Annotated in this window: 14 protein-coding genes and 2 tRNA genes; 7 read left to right on the forward strand and 9 right to left on the reverse strand. The window is 73.6% G+C overall.

The features are described 5' to 3' along the window. Positions 1–92: 92 nt before the first annotated feature. The 3 genes from CPE01_RS13215 to CPE01_RS13225 form a co-directional block, all read right to left on the reverse strand. Positions 93–182, reverse strand: a tRNA-Ser gene (locus tag CPE01_RS13215). Between the two features lie 62 nt (positions 183–244). Then, on the reverse strand, positions 245–1,537 hold the full coding sequence (locus tag CPE01_RS13220) for a threonine/serine exporter family protein (RefSeq protein ID WP_246783938.1): 1,293 nt from the start codon (positions 1,535–1,537) through the stop codon (positions 245–247). Between the two features lie 82 nt (positions 1,538–1,619). Continuing rightward, positions 1,620–2,012, reverse strand: coding sequence for a YchJ family protein (locus CPE01_RS13225; protein WP_146807293.1), 393 nt, complete (start codon positions 2,010–2,012; stop codon positions 1,620–1,622). Positions 2,013–2,294: 282 nt separating this feature from the next. On the opposite strand from CPE01_RS13225, the gene CPE01_RS13230 reads away from it, so the two are divergent. Further along, positions 2,295–3,872: an MFS transporter gene (locus CPE01_RS13230; protein ID WP_146807294.1), complete on the forward strand. Its 1,578-nt coding sequence runs from the start codon at positions 2,295–2,297 to the stop codon at positions 3,870–3,872. Positions 3,873–3,981: 109 nt separating this feature from the next. Here CPE01_RS13230 and CPE01_RS13235 read toward each other — a convergent pair whose 3' ends face one another. After that, entirely contained in the window at positions 3,982–4,581 is a 600-nt protein-coding gene (locus CPE01_RS13235; RefSeq protein WP_146807295.1) for a YdeI/OmpD-associated family protein, read from the reverse strand. Next, positions 4,581–5,996 carry an RNB domain-containing ribonuclease gene (locus tag CPE01_RS13240; RefSeq protein ID WP_146807296.1) on the reverse strand — a complete coding sequence of 472 codons (1,416 nt, stop codon included), beginning with the start codon at positions 5,994–5,996 and terminating at the stop codon, positions 4,581–4,583. Before CPE01_RS13240 ends, CPE01_RS13235 begins: the two co-directional genes overlap by 1 nt. 192 nt (positions 5,997–6,188) lie before the next feature. Between CPE01_RS13240 and CPE01_RS13245 the strand changes: the two genes are divergently transcribed. Further along, positions 6,189–6,719, forward strand: coding sequence for a hypothetical protein (locus CPE01_RS13245; RefSeq protein ID WP_146807297.1), 531 nt, complete (start codon positions 6,189–6,191; stop codon positions 6,717–6,719). 74 nt (positions 6,720–6,793) lie between these two features. Here the strand turns inward: CPE01_RS13245 and CPE01_RS13250 are convergent, their stop codons facing one another. Further along, on the reverse strand, positions 6,794–7,174 hold the full coding sequence (locus CPE01_RS13250; RefSeq protein WP_146807298.1) for an SHOCT domain-containing protein: 381 nt from the start codon (positions 7,172–7,174) through the stop codon (positions 6,794–6,796). A 116-nt stretch (positions 7,175–7,290) separates the two neighbouring features. On the opposite strand from CPE01_RS13250, the gene CPE01_RS13255 reads away from it, so the two are divergent. From CPE01_RS13255 to CPE01_RS13265, 3 genes are all read left to right on the forward strand, one after another. Further along, positions 7,291–7,788 (forward strand): hypothetical protein, encoded by a 498-nt coding sequence (locus tag CPE01_RS13255; RefSeq protein WP_146807299.1) that lies wholly within the window; start codon positions 7,291–7,293, stop codon positions 7,786–7,788. A gap of 109 nt (positions 7,789–7,897) precedes the next feature. Then, positions 7,898–10,681, forward strand: a complete 2,784-nt coding sequence (locus CPE01_RS13260; protein ID WP_146807300.1) for a cation-translocating P-type ATPase — start codon at positions 7,898–7,900, stop codon at positions 10,679–10,681. A 134-nt stretch (positions 10,682–10,815) separates the two neighbouring features. Further along, positions 10,816–12,354 (forward strand): MFS transporter, encoded by a 1,539-nt coding sequence (locus CPE01_RS13265; RefSeq protein WP_246783943.1) that lies wholly within the window; start codon positions 10,816–10,818, stop codon positions 12,352–12,354. A gap of 43 nt (positions 12,355–12,397) precedes the next feature. Here CPE01_RS13265 and CPE01_RS13270 read toward each other — a convergent pair whose 3' ends face one another. Continuing rightward, on the reverse strand, positions 12,398–14,926 hold the full coding sequence (locus CPE01_RS13270; RefSeq protein WP_146807302.1) for a helix-turn-helix transcriptional regulator: 2,529 nt from the start codon (positions 14,924–14,926) through the stop codon (positions 12,398–12,400). A gap of 181 nt (positions 14,927–15,107) precedes the next feature. On the opposite strand from CPE01_RS13270, the gene CPE01_RS16645 reads away from it, so the two are divergent. Both CPE01_RS16645 and CPE01_RS13280 read left to right on the forward strand, forming a co-directional pair. Then, positions 15,108–15,995 (forward strand): DUF6325 family protein, encoded by an 888-nt coding sequence (locus tag CPE01_RS16645; protein ID WP_222592928.1) that lies wholly within the window; start codon positions 15,108–15,110, stop codon positions 15,993–15,995. Between the two features lie 76 nt (positions 15,996–16,071). After that, a complete protein-coding gene (locus CPE01_RS13280; protein WP_146807303.1) occupies positions 16,072–16,404 on the forward strand; it encodes an SHOCT domain-containing protein in 333 nt (110 codons plus the stop codon). 223 nt (positions 16,405–16,627) lie between these two features. Here CPE01_RS13280 and CPE01_RS13285 read toward each other — a convergent pair. Next, positions 16,628–16,718, reverse strand: a tRNA-Ser gene (locus CPE01_RS13285). A 253-nt stretch (positions 16,719–16,971) separates the two neighbouring features. After that, positions 16,972–18,372, reverse strand: coding sequence for a DUF2252 domain-containing protein (locus CPE01_RS13290; protein ID WP_146807304.1), 1,401 nt, complete (start codon positions 18,370–18,372; stop codon positions 16,972–16,974). Between the last annotated feature and the right edge of the window lie 6 nt (positions 18,373–18,378).

Below are 18,378 nucleotides of genomic sequence, written 5' to 3' on the forward strand. Positions count from 1 at the left end.
GTCCGGACAGACGACGACCCGGGCCTTGGGGCCGTCTCGCGGCACCGGTGACCCGGGTCGGGAGCGTCGGCTCTCACCGACCACTCACTCGGCGGAGACGGTGGGATTTGAACCCACGGAAGGGTTGACCCCTTCACGGCCTTAGCAGGGCCGCGCACTAGACCTGGCTATGCGACGTCTCCAAGTGCGCACAGGCTACCCGGCCAGGTCGTCGGGGACCAAAGCGCGTCCGGGACGGGGTCGCTCAGCGGTCGAAAGCCCAGGTCCGGTCGGTGAGCATCCGGGCCACCGCGAGGCCGATCGACAGCGCGATCACCACGAGCGCCGCCTGCACGCCGTATGCGAGGGCCTGCAGCGTCTGGCCATCGGTGAGGTGGAACACCGCCCGGTACGCGAGCACGCCGGGGACCATGATGACGACCGCGGGGACCGCCACGGTCACGCGCGGGATGTCGAGCCGCGGGGCCAGGTAGGCGGCGAGCAGGCCGACGACGAGCGCGGCGATGGCCGCGGCGGCCTGCGCGACCACACCCTCCCCGACGAGGAAGAGCCGCCCGACGTTCGCGACCATCCCGATCGTCGCCGCGAGCAGGGCCATGGGCCACGGACTGTTGAACATGAGCGCGAAGCCCAGCACCCCCAGGAAGCTCGCGACGAACCGCAGCGTCCACAGCGCGGCGGGCTCGAGCGCGGGCGGCGGGGGCGGGTCGGGCTGCAGGCCGACGATCGACGACACGGCCCACACCGCGAGCGCGGCGGACGTGAGGATCATCAACGCGTACGTGAGCCGGGACAGGCCGGCGGAGAAGTCGAGCCGTGCCAGGTCGAGCGCACCGGCGACGAGCGGGAACCCGGGGATCAGGAACAGCACCGACGAGACGTACCCCGCCTCGTGCCGGGTGGAGATCGCACCGAGCTCGTGCAGGCCGGTGACCAGGCCCAGGTACGTGAAGCACGCGAGGGCCGCGGCGAGCATCGTCACGCCGAACGGGTTGTAGCCGCGGTGCAGCATCGCGCGACGCAGGAGCTGGCCGAGCCACGCCGCGACGAGCACGCCGCCGATCTCGACCGGTCCCCCGTTGTTGAGGAACGCGAACGCGGCACACGCGATGCCCGACCACAGCGCGTTGAGGAACGCGTTGTAGAGCGGCGGGCGGGCGGCGATCTCACCGACCGCGTCGAGCACGTCGTCGACCGGGACCGGGACGCCGGTCTCGGCGTGCCGACGCTCGAACCGCGTGACCATGCGCTCGATCAGCGCGAGCCGGTCGGCGTTGACCCCGACCGCGCGGACCTCGGTGACCTCGGTGCGGAACGAGCGCTCCCGGTGCGAGGTCGTCGTGATCTCGGTGATGGTCACGTGCGCCTCGTGACGCTCGACGCCCATCGCGCGGGCGATGCGCGCCATCGAGGCCTTGACGCGGTACGAGCCGGTCCCACCGGACAGGCTGAGCTTGCCGACCTGCAGCGCGGCGCCTGATCGTCGGATCAGGTCGAGCTCGTCGTCGTCGGGCTGAACGAGGCTGGGCGTGGACACGTGCCCCATCTTGACGCGCCGTGACGCGGACGGCTGGGCCGATCGGCCGGGGTCGACCGACGACCTTCGTCACAGCCGCGCGTCAGCCGCTCGTCGTGACGTCCCCGTCGACGTACTGCCAGCCGTCGGAGCCGCGCACGAACCGGCTGACCTCGTGCAACGACCCGCGGCCGCCCGGCCCGCGGTGGAACGCCTCGAACTCGACCGTGCCGTCGGTGTCGAACACGCCGCCCGCGCTCGTCGCGAGCACGTCCAGGCGGTACCAGCGCAGGTCGTCGTCGAGCTCGAGGTCCGCGGGGCGCGTGCGCGGGTGCCAGGTGCGCAGCAGGTAGTCCGCGTCGCCGACCGCGAACGCGCTGAACCGCGAGCGCATGAGCTGCTCGGCGGTGCCCGCGCGGGCCGTGCCGCGGTGCAGCGGGGCGCAGCAGTCCGCGTACGTCAGGCCGCTCGAGCAGGGGCAGCGGGCGACGTCCACGGGCCCAGTATCGCCGTCCGTCGGACGGCGGGACGACGCGCATGCGGGTACGGCGCCCGGGGCAACAGTTCTGCTCTGAGGATATTGCCGTTGACCTGCACGGCGGTCCTGGAGTGTGCTCGGGACGTCCGACGAGGGTGGTTCAGCACCGGACGTCGAGACGGGACGTATCAGGACATGTCAGACCCTCTCGTTACGGTCTGGTCCGTCCGCTCCTGGCGACGACGCCGCCCCCCGAACCCGCGTGCCCATCCGCGCGCCCGCACTCGTGATGGAGACCCCATGACCGACCACCCGACCCCCGCCGGTGCCGCGACCGGTGCTGCGACCGGCGTCGTGACCGGCGCAGACCCGACCGGCGCGCCCGGCCTCGAGCCCGACCCGCGCCGCTGGCGCATCCTCGGCGTCATCGCCATCACGCAGCTCATGCTCGTGCTCGACGGCTCGATCATGAACATCGCGCTGCCGTCGGCCGCCGAGGAGCTGCGGATCGCCGACAACGACCTGCAGTGGGCGATCACCGCGTACACGCTCGCATTCGGCGGTCTGCTCCTGCTCGGGGGCCGCGTCGCCGACTACCTCGGGCGCAAGCGCGCGATGCTCATCGGCCTCGTCGGCTTCGCGGTCGCGTCGGCCATCGGCGGTGCGGCGACCAACGCGGGCATGCTCTTCGGCGCCCGCGCGCTGCAGGGCGTGTTCGGCGCGCTGCTCGCCCCTGCGGCGCTCGCGCTCGTGACCGTGACGTTCACCGAGCCGCGCGAGCGCGCCAAGGCGTTCGGCGTGTTCGGGGCGATCTCGGGCGGTGGCGCGGCGATCGGCCTGATCGCCGGCGGCGCGCTCACGGAGTTCCTCGACTGGCGCTGGTGCCTGTTCGTCAACCTGCCGATCGCCCTGGTGACGGCCTTCGTCGGCGCACGCGTGCTGCGCGAGTCCAAGGCGCACGGCGACACCCGCTTCGACATCCCCGGTGCGCTGCTGTCCACGTTCGGACTGCTCGCCCTCGTCTACGGGTTCACCGAGGCCGCGCGTCGGGTCACCGCTCCCGACGGCACCGTGACGACCGTCGGCTGGACGGACCCGCTCGTGGTCGGCCTGCTCGTCGCGGCCGTCGTGCTGCTCACCGCGTTCGTCCTGCTCGAGCGCAAGGTGCGCAACCCGCTCCTCCCGCTGCGGATCGTGCTCGACCGCAACCGCGGGGGCTCGTACGCGATCTTCCTGCTGATCGGCGCGGGACTCATGTCGATGTTCCTGTTCATGACGCTGTACTTCCAGTACGTCATGGGGTACGAGCCGCTGCGTGCCGGGTTCGCGTTCCTGCCGTTCAGCCTTGTGCTGATCGTGTTCGCCGGCGTGGTCGCACGCCTGCTTCCGCAGGTCGGGCCGAAGCCGCTCATGGTCACCGGCCTCGTCCTGGCGACCGTCGCGATGCTGCTGCTCACCCGCACGCAGCCGGACTCGGACTACTGGACCACGGTGTTCCCGGCGCTGGTCGTGCTGAGCCTCGGCATGGCGATGGTGTTCATCCCGGTGTCCTCGACCGCGCTCGTCGGGGTCGGCGGGCATGACGCGGGTGTCGCGAGCGCGATGCTCAACACCTCGCAGCAGGTGGGCGCCTCGCTCGGCATCGCCCTGCTCAACACGCTCGCGCTGGCCGCCGCGTCGGACAAGCTCACATCGCTGGTCGCGGGCGGGGCGGACCCGGCGGCTCCGGCGACGCAGGCCACCGCGAGCGTCGCGGGGTACCACGTCGCGTTCCTGGCCGGTGCGGTGATGTTCGTGATCGCGCTGCTCATCGCCGCCACGGTGATCGCCGCCCGGCGCGACGACCTCCCGACCGAGGGCGCCGCCGTCGCCGCGTGAGACCCTCCACGCGGGTCGCCACGTGAGACGCACCTGAACGCGCGTCGTCGCGCGGCTCACCGGACCCGGCCCGGGTCGGCCTCAAGCCGCCCCGGCCGGGTCCGTCGCGTCAGGGGCGCTGCTGCTGGTGGGCGGGGACGCCCGCCTCGGCGAGCCGGGCCGTCTCGGCGATGCGGGCGGCGCGGGTCGCGGGTCGGCGGGCGTCGAGGATCCAGCGCAGCACGACCTTGCGCGCCGAGGGTGAGAACCCGTCCCAGTGCGTGCGCGCGCCGGGGTGCTCGTCGAGCGCGGCCGCCAGGTCGTCCGGGACGACGAGGTCCTCGACGTCGTCGAGGTACGTGAACGAGCCGTCCTGCTTGGCCCGCTCCACGACCGCGCGGCCGGCGTCCGTCATCCGGCCCTGCGCCTCGACACGCGCGAGCCGCTCCTTGTTGGTGCGGGACCACGGGCTGCCGACCCGCCGCGGCGTGAACCACAGCCGCGTGCGCTCGTCGTCCAGGGGGTTCGACAGCGAGTCGATCCAGCCGAAGCAGAGCGACTCCTCGATCGCCTCCTCGTAGCTCACGCGCGGTCGCCCGGTCTGGGGCCGCCACATCACCAGCCACACCCCGTCGACCCCCGAGTCGTGATGCGCAGCGAGCCAGGCCCGCCACTCCTCGACCGTCTCGGCGTGCACGTGCAGCGCGTCGGGATCACGGGGTCCGGGCATCAGGCCTCCTGGAAGCGCACGGATCGCGCGGCGACGTCGGTCGCGACGAGCCGCACCCGCTGCCGGGTGCCGGCCTCCAGGCCGGTCCCGCTGACCTTCGCGTGCACGACAGGATCCGCGAGCTGCAGCACGCCCGAGGTCCCGTCGTCGGACGCGTCGACGACGACGCCGTCGAACACCTCGCCCTCGCGCCCCGCGAGCAACGCGGCCTCGACGAGGTCCAGGCACCCGCGCTCGTAGGCCGACGCGCGCCGGTCCCCCGCGGTCATGAGCGCCGGGAGCGCGGGCAGCGCCTCGCGCACCCACTCGGGCGGCTCCTGGTCGGCCGCGATCGCGAGGCAGACCTGCGTCGTGAACCGGTCGACGAGCCGCCGCAGCGGCGCGGTGACGTGCGCGTACGGCGCGGCGATCGCGCCGTGGCCGGGCCGCTCGGGCCGCTCGCCGTCGAACGCGACGTAGGCCGCACCGCGCAGCAGCGTGGTCGCCTCGGCGAGCACCGCGGCCTGGCGCGGGTCGGCCGCGTCGAGCGCTCCGACGACGTCCCCGACCTGGGCCCCGGACGGCCACGGGACCCCGAGGGCCTGGGCCGTGCGGCGCAGCCGGGCCACGTCCTGCGGGCGCGACGACGGCAGCGTGCGCAGCACCCCGATGCGCGCGTCGAGCATGAGGTCCGCCGCGCAGATGCCGGTGAGCAGGGAGATCTGCGCGTTCCACTCCTCGACGGGCAACGTGGTCCGGCTCGTGAGCCGCCACGTACCGTCCTCGCCGAGCTCGACCTCCTGCTCGGGCATCGGCAAGGTGATGCCGCCGCGTGCGCGCTCGGCGGCGACGCGCAGCTCCCCGACCCGGCGCAGCAGCGCGAGCGGCCCGTCCCCCGCCGCGAGCCCCGTGCGCGCGTCGATCGCCTCCTGGGCCTCGTCGTACGTGAGCCGCGCGGTGGACCGCACCACGGCCCGTCGCACCTCGACGCGGCGCGGCGCACCCGCGTCGTCGAGCTCGATCTCCCACAGCGCCGCGGGGGCCTCCTGGCCCGGCAGGAGGCTCGCGGCCCCCTCGCTCAGCTCGGGAGGGTGCAGCGGCGTGCGCCCGTCGGGCGCGTACAGCGTTGTGACGCGCGTGCGGGCCTCGTCGTCGATCGCCCGACCGGGCTCGAGCCACGCGCCCACGTCCGCGATCGCGTACCGGACGAGGAAGCCCTTGCCGCGACGCTCGACGTGCAGCGCCTGGTCGAGGTCCATCGACCCGGGCGGGTCGATCGTGACCAGGGGGACGTCGCGCGCGTCGACCCGCTCGGCCGGCAGTGGCCCGGCGGCGGACCGGGCCCGGGCCTCGTCGAGCACGGCGGCGGGGAACGCGGCGGGCACGTCCAGCTCGTCGCGCAGCGCGTCGAGCCCGCGGCGGACGGCGGCGTCCACGGCACGCTCCCGGTCGACGGCGACCGTGGGAGTCGGGCCCGGCGTCGGACCAGGAACCAGGCGTACGTGACGACGAGGCACGCGCCGAGCCTAGAACCGCCTGCCGCTGCATGCGCGCAGGCCAGCACACCGGTTCATCCTCGACGTGCGCGACGAGCCCGAGGATCGTGGACGCAGGACGAGGGGGCGACCATGGCTGCTGAGGTCGACAACACACGGGCGGTCGTCGTCACGACCGCCGTGTCCGCCGCGGTCGTGGTGGCCGCGCACGGGTTGCTGGGGCTCAACCACTGGCTGGGCACGAACGACGACCTGGACGACGACCTCGGCCTCGCGTGGCAGCCGATCGTCGGCGTCGCGCTCTCGACGGTCGCCATCGTGTCGTTCGGGGGCTTCTACGTCGCCTCCCGACGAGCGCGTGTCGCGATCGGGTCGTCGTTCGTGCTGACGTTCCTCGCGATGCTGCCGTTCGCGCTGACGATCCCTGCGCTCGCGCCCAACGCCGAGACGGCGTTCGCGAAGGCACTCGTCGACCAGTTCTCGGCGACCGTGGGGACGGTCGTCGCGTTCTACTTCGGGAGCGAAGCGGTGATCTCCGGCCTCAAGCTGTGGACGATCTCGCGCAACCCGGAGGCGGCACCCGAGATCAAGCGCGCGGACCGCGACCTGGCCACTCACCCTGCCGCACCGGAGCCCCCGGAACCCGACGCAGCCGGTGACTGAGCGCCACGCCGCAGAGCGCGATACCGGCCGCGGCGCGTCGGGCCCGGCTCCCCGCGGGCCCGACGCGCCGTGGATCAGGCGAGCGCCCGCGCCTTGAGGTGCGCGAACTCGTCGGGCGTGATCGCACCCGCGTCGAGCAGCGCCTTCGCGTCGGCGATCTCCGATGCCGCCGATCTGCTGGTCCCCGCAGTCGCGCGGATGTACTCGTCCGTGGCCTGCTTGGTCTCGACCGCGTCCTTGAGCTGCCGCTGCGCCATGCCACGGCCGCGGGCGACGATGTAGATCAGCGCCACCAGGAACGGCAGGACGATCAGCCCGACGACCCAGAACGCCTTCGCCCAGCCCCCGAGGTCGGGGTCACGGAAGAGGTCGGCGATGATCTGGAACAGCAGGATGAGGTACGCGAAGAAGCAGAACCACCACACCATCAGCCAGAACCAGTCCCAGAAGTCCATGGTCGTCTCCTCACAGCCACGCGTCCGTTGACGTGACCACTCTCGGGACACCGCGGGCACGGGCCCATCACCCGCCGCGGGTAGTCGCCGCACCCAACCGGTGCCACGATGCACGGATGAGCGACTCAGCAGGTCAGGTGGAGCCGGAGCGGCTGCACCGCCGGCGCGCGTCGCACCTCTACGGGCTGATCATCAGCGGGTCGGTGCTCGCGGCCGCGCCCGTCGAGTTCGGGCTGGGCCGCGTCGCCGCGGCGGTCGTCTTCACGCTCACCGTGTACTGGGTCGCGGAGTCCTACGCGCACTGGATCGCGGCGCGCACCGTGCACCGCAGGGACCTCACGCGCGACGAGCAGCGCACGGTGCTCGCCGACGGGCTGCCGCTCGTCGCGTCGTGCCTCGTTCCCGTCGGCGTGCTGCTCGTCGAAGCCGCGCTGGGCGTGCAGACGAAGGTCGGGGTCGACGTCGCGCTCGTCGTGAACGTCGTCCTGCTCGTCGTCGTGGGCTGGCGCATGGGGCGCGCGGGTGGTCTGCGGGGTGTGCGGCTCGTGCTCTCCGCGCTCGTCACGGGTCTGCTCGGCGTGGTGATGATCGTCCTCAAGCACGCGCTGCACTGAGCGACCGCGTCGGCGACCGGGCGCATCGCTGCGTGCGTCACCCGGGACGGGTGAGGCCCCCACGGGGGCCGGGCTGTGAGCGTGGAACCCGGACGTACCGGGAGGAACCATGACCGCGGCACCCGACACTCGCACGACCGTCCAGGCGTACGCGGCCGAGCCCGCGCAGGTGTGCGCCGACCTCGACGTCGACCCTGCGGTCGGGCTCACGTCCGCCCAGGTGGTCGAACGGCGGGCCCGCTACGGGCCGAACGCGCTCGCCGAGGAACGCAAGGAGCCCGGGTGGCAGGCGTTCCTGCGCCAGTACAAGGACCTCATGCAGCTGGTCCTCGTGGGGGCGGCGGTCGTGAGCATCATCGCGCTCGGGGACGTGACCACGGGCGTCGTCGTCCTGGCGCTCACGGTGTTCAACGCGCTCATGGGGCTGCACCAGGAGGGCAAGGCTGCCGAGAGCGTCGCGGCGCTGCGGCAGATGCTCGTCATGAACGCGAAGGTGCGGCGCGACGGCCAGCAGCAGATCGTGCCGGCCGAGGAGCTCGTGCCCGGTGACGTCGTGGGCTTCGAGGCGGGCGACAAGGTCCCCGCCGACGGGCGGCTGCTGGTCGCGGCGGCGCTCGAGATCGAGGAGTCGGGGCTGACGGGCGAGAGTGCCCCCGTCGCCAAGGGCGTCGCCGCCGTCCCGGGCGACGAGGTGCCGTTGGGTGACCGCCTCGACATGGCGTACATGAACTCGCAGGTCACGCGAGGTCGCGGCGAGATGGTCGTGACCGCGACGGGCATGACGACCGAGGTCGGGCGCATCTCGGGGATGCTCAGCGGCGTCGAGCAGGACAAGACGCCGCTGACCAAGCAGCTCGACCGGATCACGGTGATCATCACCGTCATGGCGGCGATCGCGCTGGTCGCGATCGTGGCGCTCGGGCTCGCACGCGGGCAGGACTTCGACAGCCTGTTCGTCGTCGGCATCAGCCTCGCGATCGCCGCGATCCCGACCGGGCTGCCCGCGGTCGTGACGATGCTGCTCTCGCTCGGCACGCGTCAGCTCGCCGAGAAGGGCGCGATCGTCAAGCGGCTCAAGTCGGTCGAGACGCTGGGCTCGACGTCGGCGATCTGCTCGGACAAGACCGGGACACTCACGCTCAACCAGATGACGGCCCGCACGCTCGTCGCCGCCGGGCACCGGCTGTCGGTCGAGGGCGAGGGGTACTCGACCGTCGGCCGGATCCTGTCCGTCGCGGGCACCGGCGAGGTGCCGCTCGAGCAGTTCGCGCTGCCCATGGCGCTCGCGAGCGACGCGGTGATCCGCGACGGCGCGTGCGTCGGGGACCCGACCGAGGGCGCGGTCGTCGTGCTCGCCGCCAAGGCCGGGCTCGACGTCGAGGCGACCCGCCGCACGTACCCGCGCGTCGCGGAGGTGCCGTTCGACGCCGAGTACAAGCTCATGGCGACGTTCCACGAGATCGACGGCGCCGTGCGGTGCTTCGTCAAGGGCGCACCCGACGTGCTGCTCGCGCGCTCGACCAGTGTCCGCGGCGCGCAGGGGGCGTCGCAGACGTGGGACGAGGTCCGCGCGCGCGTGCTCGCGGAGAACGACGCGATCGCCGCCGAGGGCATGCGCGTCCTCGCCGTGGCTCAGCGGGACGTGCCCGCCGGCTCGCTCACGGGCGCGACGCCCGAGCAGCTGCTCGCGCTCGTCGACGGACTCGAGCTGCTCGCGCTCGTCGGGATCGTCGACCCGCCCCGCAAGGAGGCGAAGGACGCGATCGCGGAGTGCCACGACGCGGGCATCCGCGTGCGCATGATCACCGGCGACCATGCGACGACCGCCGCTGCGATCGCGCGTCAGCTCGGGATCGAGGGCCGGGCGCTGACGGGCGCGCAGTTCGCGGCGATGTCCGACGACGAGCTCGACGCGCAGGTCGAGCAGATCGGCGTCGTCGCACGCGTCGCCCCGGAGGACAAGGTGCGGCTCGTCGACGTCCTCAAGCGGCGCGGCGAGATCGTCGCGATGACCGGCGACGGCGTGAACGACGCACCCGCGCTCACGCGCGCGGACATCGGCGTGGCCATGGGGATCACCGGCACGGAGGTCACCAAGGACGCTGCCGAGATGATCCTCACCGACGACAACTTCGCGACGATCGTCGCGGCCGTCGAGGGCGGGCGAGGCCTCTACGACAACCTCATGAAGTACATCCGCTTCCAGATGGTCGTGCTGACGGGCTTCATCCTGACGTTCGTCGGTGCGGGGATCTTCACGATCGCCGACGGCACCCCGCTGACCCCGCTGCAGATCCTGTGGATCAACTTCGCGATCGATGTGGTGCTCGCGATCGGCCTGGGGTTCGACGCGCCGACGGCGGGCCTGATGAAGCGACGACCACGCTCCCCCGAGACACCCGTGATCGGGCGGTCGCTCGGCGCGCGGCTCGCGTTCGGCGGGCTGCTCATCGCGATCGGCACGCTCGTCGTGGTCGCGTACGGCGAGGACCGGTACGGGCTCGCGGTCGCGACGACGATGGGCCTGACGACGATGTCGCTCATGCACGTGATCGCCGCGATGCAGTGGCGCGACCAGCTCGCGAGCGTCTTCTCGCACGACACGCTCACCAACGGGCGCTTCGTGCTGCTCATGCTCGTGGTCGTGGCGCTGACGTTCCTCGTGACGACGATCGACGGCCTGCAACGGATCTTCGGCACCGTCGAGCTCGACGGCCCGCAGTGGCGCACGTGCCTGATCGCGACGCTCGCGTACCTCGTGCTCGCCGAGCTGGGCAAGCTCGTCCTGCGGGCGGTGGCGCGGCGTCGCGGGCCGGGCGCCCTCGACGAGGACGCGTCCGAGGCCGGGGCCGCGCGGCCGCACGCCGGCGCGCACGCGGCGGTCGCCGCATGAGCGTCCCCGCCGCCCCCGAGGACAGCACGAGCCAGAACAGCTCGAGCCAGAACAGCTCGAGCCAGAGCAGCACGAGCCCGGGCGGCGCCGGCTCGGATGCGGGCCGTCTCGACGGCACGCAGCGTCGGCTCGCGATGCTGCTCGCGATGGCGATGTTCGTGCTCGTCGTCGACACGTCGATCATGAACGTGTCGATCTCGGCGGTCGTGCGGGACGTCGGGACCACCGTCAGCGGCGTGCAGACCGCGATCGCCCTCGAGGCGCTCGTCTCGGCCGCGTTCATCCTCATCGGCAGCAAGATCGGCGACCTGTTCGGCCGCAAGCGCGCGTACCTGCTCGGGCTCGGCGGGTACCTCGTCGGCGCGGTGGCGATGACGTTCGCGACGGGACTGACACTCATCGTGGTCTGCTGGGCGATCATCGGCGGGCTCGGCGCGGCGCTGCTGCTGCCGTCCATGCAGTCCCTCATCCACGGCAACTTCCCCGGCGGCGAGCGCAAGCGCGTGTACGCGCTCGTCGGCGCGGCGGCGTCGATCGCGGCCGCCGTCGGGCCGCTGCTCGGCGGGTTCATCACGACGTACCTGTCGTGGCGCGTCGCGTTCGGGCTCGAGGCCGTGGTGATCCTCGTCGTGCTGTCCGGCGCGGGGCTCGTCAAGGACGCGCCCTACGAGGGCGACCGCGCGGTCGACCCGCTGGGTGCCGTGCTGTCGGTCGTCGGCATGGGCGGGATCGTGCTGGGCGTGCTCGTGTGGCAGGAGGGCGGCGAGTCGGTCGCGGCGCTGCTCGTGATCGGGCTCGCGGCGCTGCTGGGTCTCGCGCGCTGGCTCGTCGTGCGGCACCGGCGCGGCCACCCGACCCTGATCGACCCCGACCTGTTCCGCGCACCGCTGTTCCGGCTGGGCGTGACCGGGCAGATGCTGCAGCAGATCGCGCTCGGCGGCGCGATGATCGCGCTGCCGATCTTCCTGCAGATGGTGCTCGGCTACGACGCGATGCTCGCGGGCCTGTCGATCGCGCCGCTGTCGCTGAGCATGTTCGCGACCGCGCTGCTCGCGGGTCGTCGCGCAGGTCGGCGGCGCCCCGCGGTCGTGATCCTGGCCGGGTTCGCGCTGCTGACCGTCGGCGTGGCCGCGCTGCTGCCCGTCGTCCCGCGTGCGGACACCGGGTGGTGGCTCGCGCTGCCGCTCGTCGTGGCGGGCTGCGGGCTCGGGCTGCTCGTCTCGCAGCTCAACAACTACACGCTGTCGCCCGTGAGCTCCGAACGCGTGAGCGAGGCGGCGGGCGTCAACTCCGCGACGGGCTCGTTCGGCCTCTCGCTGGGCCTCGCGCTCACGGGTGCGGTCATGCTCGCGTCCCTCGCGATCGGCTTCACCGCCCGGACCGACGCGAGCGACGTGCTGCCACCCGACGACAAGGCGCAGATCGCCCGCGCGCTCGAGGACGACGCGCAGGTCATGAGCGACACCCAGCTGACCGAGCTGCTCGCCGACGAGCCGCCCGACGTGGCCGACGAGGTGCTGCGGATCAACACCGAGGTCCGTCCGCTCGCGCTGCAGGTCGCGCTCGTCGTGCCGCTGCTGTCCGGCGTCGCGGGCGTGCTCGTCGCGCTGCGGATGCGACGCCGCCCGGACCCGGAGCCGAACGACGCGACCGAGTCCGTGCTCGGCGGCTGACCACCGCACCGCGCGCACGCGCGGACGACGACCGCGGGGCGGCTCAGTCCAGCAGACCCAGCTCGCGCGCGCGGCGCACCGCCTCGCGCCGGCTCTCGACACCCAGCTTGCGGTAGAGCGCCTTGAGGTGGGCCTTGACGGTGTTCACCGAGACGTAGAAGTCGGCGGCGATCTCCGAGTTGGTCTGCATGGTCGGCAGCGCCCCCAGGATCGCCAGCTCACGGCTCGTGAGCGGGTCGATCAGCGGCTCGGGCTCACGGGCGGCCGACTCGTGGTGGCCCATGCGGCGCACGTGGTCGGCGAGCTCGCCCGGGTGCCGGTCGAGCCGCGCGTGCAGCCGGGCCGCGAGCACCGGAGCACCGACGAGCAGGAACGGCCGGACGAGCACGGAGACGGCCGCGACCTCGATCGCGTGGTCGAGCGCCTGGTCGCACCGCGGGTGGTCACCCGTGTGCTCGTGGGCCGCCGCCGTGACGAGCCACGCCTCGACCTCGGTCTGCTCGTCGGCCTCCGTGCGCGCCTGCTCCTGCGCGAGCCGCGCGACGCGCAGCGCCTCTCGCGGCTCGCCACGCATGAGGTGAGCCCTGGCCTCGGCGACGAGCAGCAGGGTCGACGAGGGCTCGAGCACGGGAGCCGGCGGCTGCTCGCCCACGAGCTGCGCGGTCTCGGCCGTCGCGCGCCACGCGAGGTCCGCGAGCACGGGCGACGTCGACGCGCAGATCTCGCCCGCCGCGCGCAGCGCCGCACGGGCCGCGCGGGACCGCCCACGCTGCACGGCGACGAGCGCCTGCAGCAGGTGGATGTTCGTCTCCGTCGGGGGCTCCTCACCGCCCAGGTCGCTCGCGAGCGCCATCGCCAGCATCCGGTCGGCCTCGTCGGCCTCGCCGCGCAGCACCGCGACCCAGGCCACCGCGGTGTAGGCGCACCGGCACTGCAGGTAGCTCCCCCAGCCGAGCTCACGCGCGTCGGCGATGACCCGCTGCGCCTCCCGCGCGGCGAGCGCGAGGTCACCCGCGAGCGCCGCCGCGAGCGCGAGGTACGACCGCGCGTTCAGCGCCGGCAGCAGCGGCGGGGCGCCTGCCGTGGCCCGCACGAGCGCCTCGAGCCGTTCGCGTGCCTCGACCAGGTCGCCGCTCCAGAACAGCCCGACCGCGTGGGCGTTCGCCGCGAGCGTGCGGTACGCGGGCCACGCGGGCGTCGGCAGGGGCGCCGCGTCGAGCACGACGAGCGCCGCGGCACCCGAGCTCGTCGTCGTCGCTGCGTCCCCCAGGCCCCGGGCCGCGCTCGCCGCGAGGATCTCCAGCAGCGCGACGAGCTGCGGGGGCGCATCGGGGGGCGCGAGCTCGCGCGCTCGCGCGACGTGCGCCGCCCCCGCGTGGAACCGGCCCCGCAGGACGGCGAGCGCGCCCGCGCACAGCTCCACACCCGCGTCGGGTGCCAGGTCGGCGACAGGGACGCGCTCGACGAGGTCGAGCACCGGTTCTCGGTCGACGGAGACCAGTCCTCCGGCGGCCGAGTCGACGAAGACCTGGCAGAACAGCGCCCAGTCCTCGATGCGCGCCGCGAGCTCGAGCGCCCGCACCGGCTCGCCGTGCCCGACGAGCCACGTCGCGGCGTTGCGGTGCGCGAGGCGCCACGCGTCCGGGTCGTCCGCCGACAACCGACCGAGCAGCATCTCCCGCAACAAGGGGTGGTACCGGAACCAGGTGCCGTCCGAACCCAGCGGGTTCACGAAGTCGTTGCGCTCGGCGAACGCCCGCCACGGCGCGACCGCGTCGCCACCCGGCAGGATCGCCTCGACGAGGTCCGCGCACGTGAACCGGGTCACGCACGTCATCAGGAGCACGCGCTGCATCGCGGGGTCGAGCCGCGTGAGCACCTCCGCGACCAGGTAGTCCGACGCGTCCTGGTCGGGTCGCGTGGCGCGCGAGCCGCCCGGCGAGCGCAGCTGCAGGCGCACCCCGACGGGCCAGCCGTCGGTGTCCTCGAGCACGCGCGCCACGTCCTGGCTCGTCAGCTGCAGGCCACGTGCCGCGGCGAGCGCCGCGACGGTCGGCGCGTCGAACGCGAGGTCCGCGGCGACGACCTCCTCGAGCTCGCCCTCGACGCGCAGCCGGTGCACGCGCACCAGCGGGTCGACGCGCGTGACCAGGACGAGCCGCAGCGGCAGCGGGTAGCGCAGCAGGTCCTCGACCCCGTCGACCACGTCGGGCCGCTGGACGTAGTGGAAGTCGTCGAGCACGAGCACGACCGGCTCGGGCAGGTCCTCGAGCGCGCGCAGCAGCTGCGAGCGGAACTCGTGCGAGGCCGCTGCCGGCACCCGCAGGTGACGCAGCGGGTTGTCCTCCGGCACGGCGCCGCTGCCCCGCAGCGCCTCCAGGACGTCGCTCCAGAAGGCGCCCGGTGCATCGTCGTGCGGCTCGAGCGACAACCACGCGACCTGACGCTCGGTGGCGGCCACCCACTGCGCGACCGCGACGGTCTTGCCCCACCCGGGACCCGCGGACACGATCGTCAGCCGCTGGTCGGCGGCACGCTCGAGCAGCTGCTCGAGCGCGGGGCGCCGCACCACGTGAGCGGGCTGCGGCGCCGTGCGACGAGCGCGCGCCAACGGCGGTGCGCCACGCCCCCTCAGCGCACCAGCAGCAGTTGTCTGCGCCGCCATAAGGGCAGCGTAGGGCTCGGACACCCCATATGGGTGATTTATCACCCGTGCCTCGCGGTGATAGTGGGACGCGGCGGGAGGTGGCACCGTGCGATCCAGGATCATCGAGCTCACGATCGAGGGGCCCGTCGACGACGAGCAGATGGACGCGCTCGAGGAGTCGGGCGTGCGGTACGGCGCCGCCCACACCGTCCTCGTCGCCGAGGTCCGCGACGGCGCCGCGCTGTTCGGCGTGCTGCAGCGGCTCGGCTCGCTCGGCCTCGACGTCCTGGGTCTGCGCACCCTGGATGCCGCCGAGCAGCCCGAGGTCGAGATCGTGGTGCGCGGCGCGCTCGGCACCCTCATGGGCCGGCTGCTCGTCACCGAGCACACGCTCCTGCACGCCCGGTCGCGCACCTACCACCTCGAGGACGTCCAGCTCGCGGACCTGCTGACCCGCCTCGAGTCGGCCGGGCACGCCCTCGACACCGCAGCGCGGGGAACCGCCCCGCACACCGACGGCACCGGGACCGACCCGGCGCGTGAGGAGGACAAGATGGATGTCGACCTGGAGGAGATGGGACCCGTCGACTACCTCGTCGTCGAGTTCCCGCAGGACCGGCTCGACGGGACGGCGTTCCCGCTGCTCGTCGACCTCGTCGAGCGCGGCATCATCCGCGTGCTCGACCTGGCGTTCGTCCGCAAGGACCACGACGGGGTCGTGTCCGGTGTGGAGATCACCGACCTCGACGTGACCGGTGACTTCGACCTGACGGTGTTCGCGGGTGCGTCGTCGTCGCTCGTCGGGCAGGACGACCTCGACGAGGTGGGCGTCGCGCTGACGCCCGGGTCCGCCGCCGGCGTGCTCGTCTACGAGAACGCCTGGGCCGCGCCGTTCGCGACCGCGCTGCGCAAGGGCGGCGGCCAGCTCGTCGCCGGTGGACGCATCCCGATCCCCGCGATCATCGCGGCGCTCGACGCCGCCGAGGCGGTCTGACGGCGCCCGCGCGACGCCCAGCCCCACGCACCCGAACCACCCGAACCACAGCACCAGGAACCACCAGGAGGACGACGTGCCAGGACTGATCCGCGGGGTGGCCCGCACAGCAGTGGTCGCCGGGACGGCCAGCGCGGTCTCGGGCCGCGTCCAGCGCCGCCAGCAGGGCCGGTGGGCCGCGCAGGACGCCGCCGCCGGGCAGCAGAGCTACGCCCAGCCGACCTACGCGCAGCCGCAGCCCACGTACGCACCGGCGCAGCCCGTCTACGCGGTACCCGTCGAGGCGCCGGCCGACGAGCCGACGATGGACGACAAGATCGCGCAGCTCAAGGAGCTCGCAGCGCTCCGCGACGCGGGCGTGCTCACCCCGCAGGAGTTCGAGGCCCAGAAGGCCAAGCTCCTGGGCTGACCCACCGCCGCCGGAGGGCCGGCGCGGGTCGCCTGCGCTCAGCGTCAGCTCGTCCGATCGGCGCGGGGTCGTCAGGTCGGCGCGGGGTCGTCAGTACGACGTGAGGTCGTCAGGTGTCGCTGACGACCTCGCGCTCGTCTGACGACCCCACGCTCGTCCGACCCCACGCGCCGTCGACGGTCTCGCACGTGGCGACGACGGGGCGCGATGTTCGGGTGTGCGGCGGAGGGCAAGGGATTCGAACCCTTGAGGACGAGAGGTCCCGCCCTAACGGTTTTCAAGACCGTCGCTTTCGGCCGCTCAGCCAGCCCTCCTCACCGGTCGAGACCGGCGGCCCCGAGTCTCCCACAGCACCCCTCTCCCCCGAGGCGCCCTCTCACCGACGCCGGGCCGGCGCAGGCCCCGCCCCCGGCCGCCACTCGCCACGTCGGTGCAGGCATGGATGCAGGAGATCGGCGCTCGGCGTGCGCGCGACCTGCATTCTTCGCTGCATCCATCGTCGACGGCACGCGCGGCGGGGGCCGGGATCGCCGGGTGCTGCAGTCTCGTCGAGCAGGCGGGCGACGATCAGGAGCCGACGTCGCCGTCGGCGACGGCCGCCGTGAACGCCGCGTGGTCGCGCTCGACCTGGTCGGCGTAGGTCGTCGCGAACTGCGCGAACGCCTCGTCGGCCCGCGACGACGCGCCCAGGTACGCCGCGATCGCGATCCGCTCCCCCGACCGCGCGTGCGCCCGGGCCAGGGTCCACGCGCACGCGCGCCCGTACGGCACGAGAGCCTCGGGGCGGATGCGTGCGACGTCGACCGCGCCCTTCCAGTCGCGCAGCTGGCGCACGTAGTACGCGCGCGGCACGCCGTCGAGCCCGATCCCGTCCTGCCAGCCGAGGAACACGTCGCTCGCCGCCTGCATGAGCCGCTGCCCCTCGACGACGCGGCGCCCGGGGTGGTCGTACGCGCCGGGCGGCAGGTGTGCCTCCAGCACCGACGCGCGTGCCTCCTTCGCCTGCAGCACCAGCACGTCGTCCGACGACGCCCCGACGAGCAGCAGCACCCACGCGCGCGTGCCGACGCTTCCCACGCCCACGACCTTGCGGGCCACGTCGACGACCCGGTACTGCGCCGCCAGGTGACGCCGGTCCGCGGGCAGGCTCGCGCGCCACTGCCCGACGAGGTCCGCGATGCCCTCGCGGAACGTCACCGCCTCGGCGGGACCCAGGTAGGAGGTCGCGGGGACCAGCAGCGGCGGGTCGGCGACGAACCTGCGCTCGCCGTCGGGTGTCAGCGTCGTCAGCCGGGCCGCCGCGTGGCGGTGGTCGCGCGACGTCGCGCGGCTCGTGAGTCGCTGCCAGCCCCGGCGCGCCGTGCGGTCGAGACCGAGACGGTCCCCGAGCCCGACGTCCGCGGCGTCCAGGCTCTCGTACCAGACGTCCACCGCCCGGGCCTCGGCGAACGTGCGGATCGTCTGCCGGTACTCCCGCGCCGTGCGCGCGCACGCCCGCCGACGCGCGTCGGCGTCCAGGCCCAACGCCCGTCCCGCGAGCTCGATGCTCGCGACGAGCCGCTTGACGTCCCACTCGAACGGGCCGGGGTGGGTCTCGTCGAAGTCGTTGAGGTCGAACACCAGCCGACGCTCGGGCGTCCCGAAGACACCGAAGTTGCTCAGGTGCGCGTCACCGCACAGCTGCGCGCGCAACCCGGTGTGCGCGGCGCCCGCGAGGTCCGCCGTCATGAGCCCCGCCGTGCCGCGGTAGAACGCGAGCGGCGACGCCGCCATGCGCGTGTGCCGCAGCGGCAGGAGGTCCGGCAGCCGGTCGACCTCCTGGGCCAGCACCTCGGACACCGGGTCCCGGCCAGGCCGGTCCGTGCCGAGCGCGGCGAGAGCCCTGCGCGGCAGGTGCTCGCGCGCCGCGCGGCCGCGCGCCGTCTGGACCGTCTCCGGTTCGACCTCGCCCACCCGCGGGGTGCTCATGGCCCC

Origin of the sequence: Cellulomonas persica (assembly GCF_007989825.1) — a bacterium.
In the GTDB taxonomy this organism is placed as follows: Bacteria; Actinomycetota; Actinomycetes; order Actinomycetales; family Cellulomonadaceae; genus Cellulomonas; species Cellulomonas persica.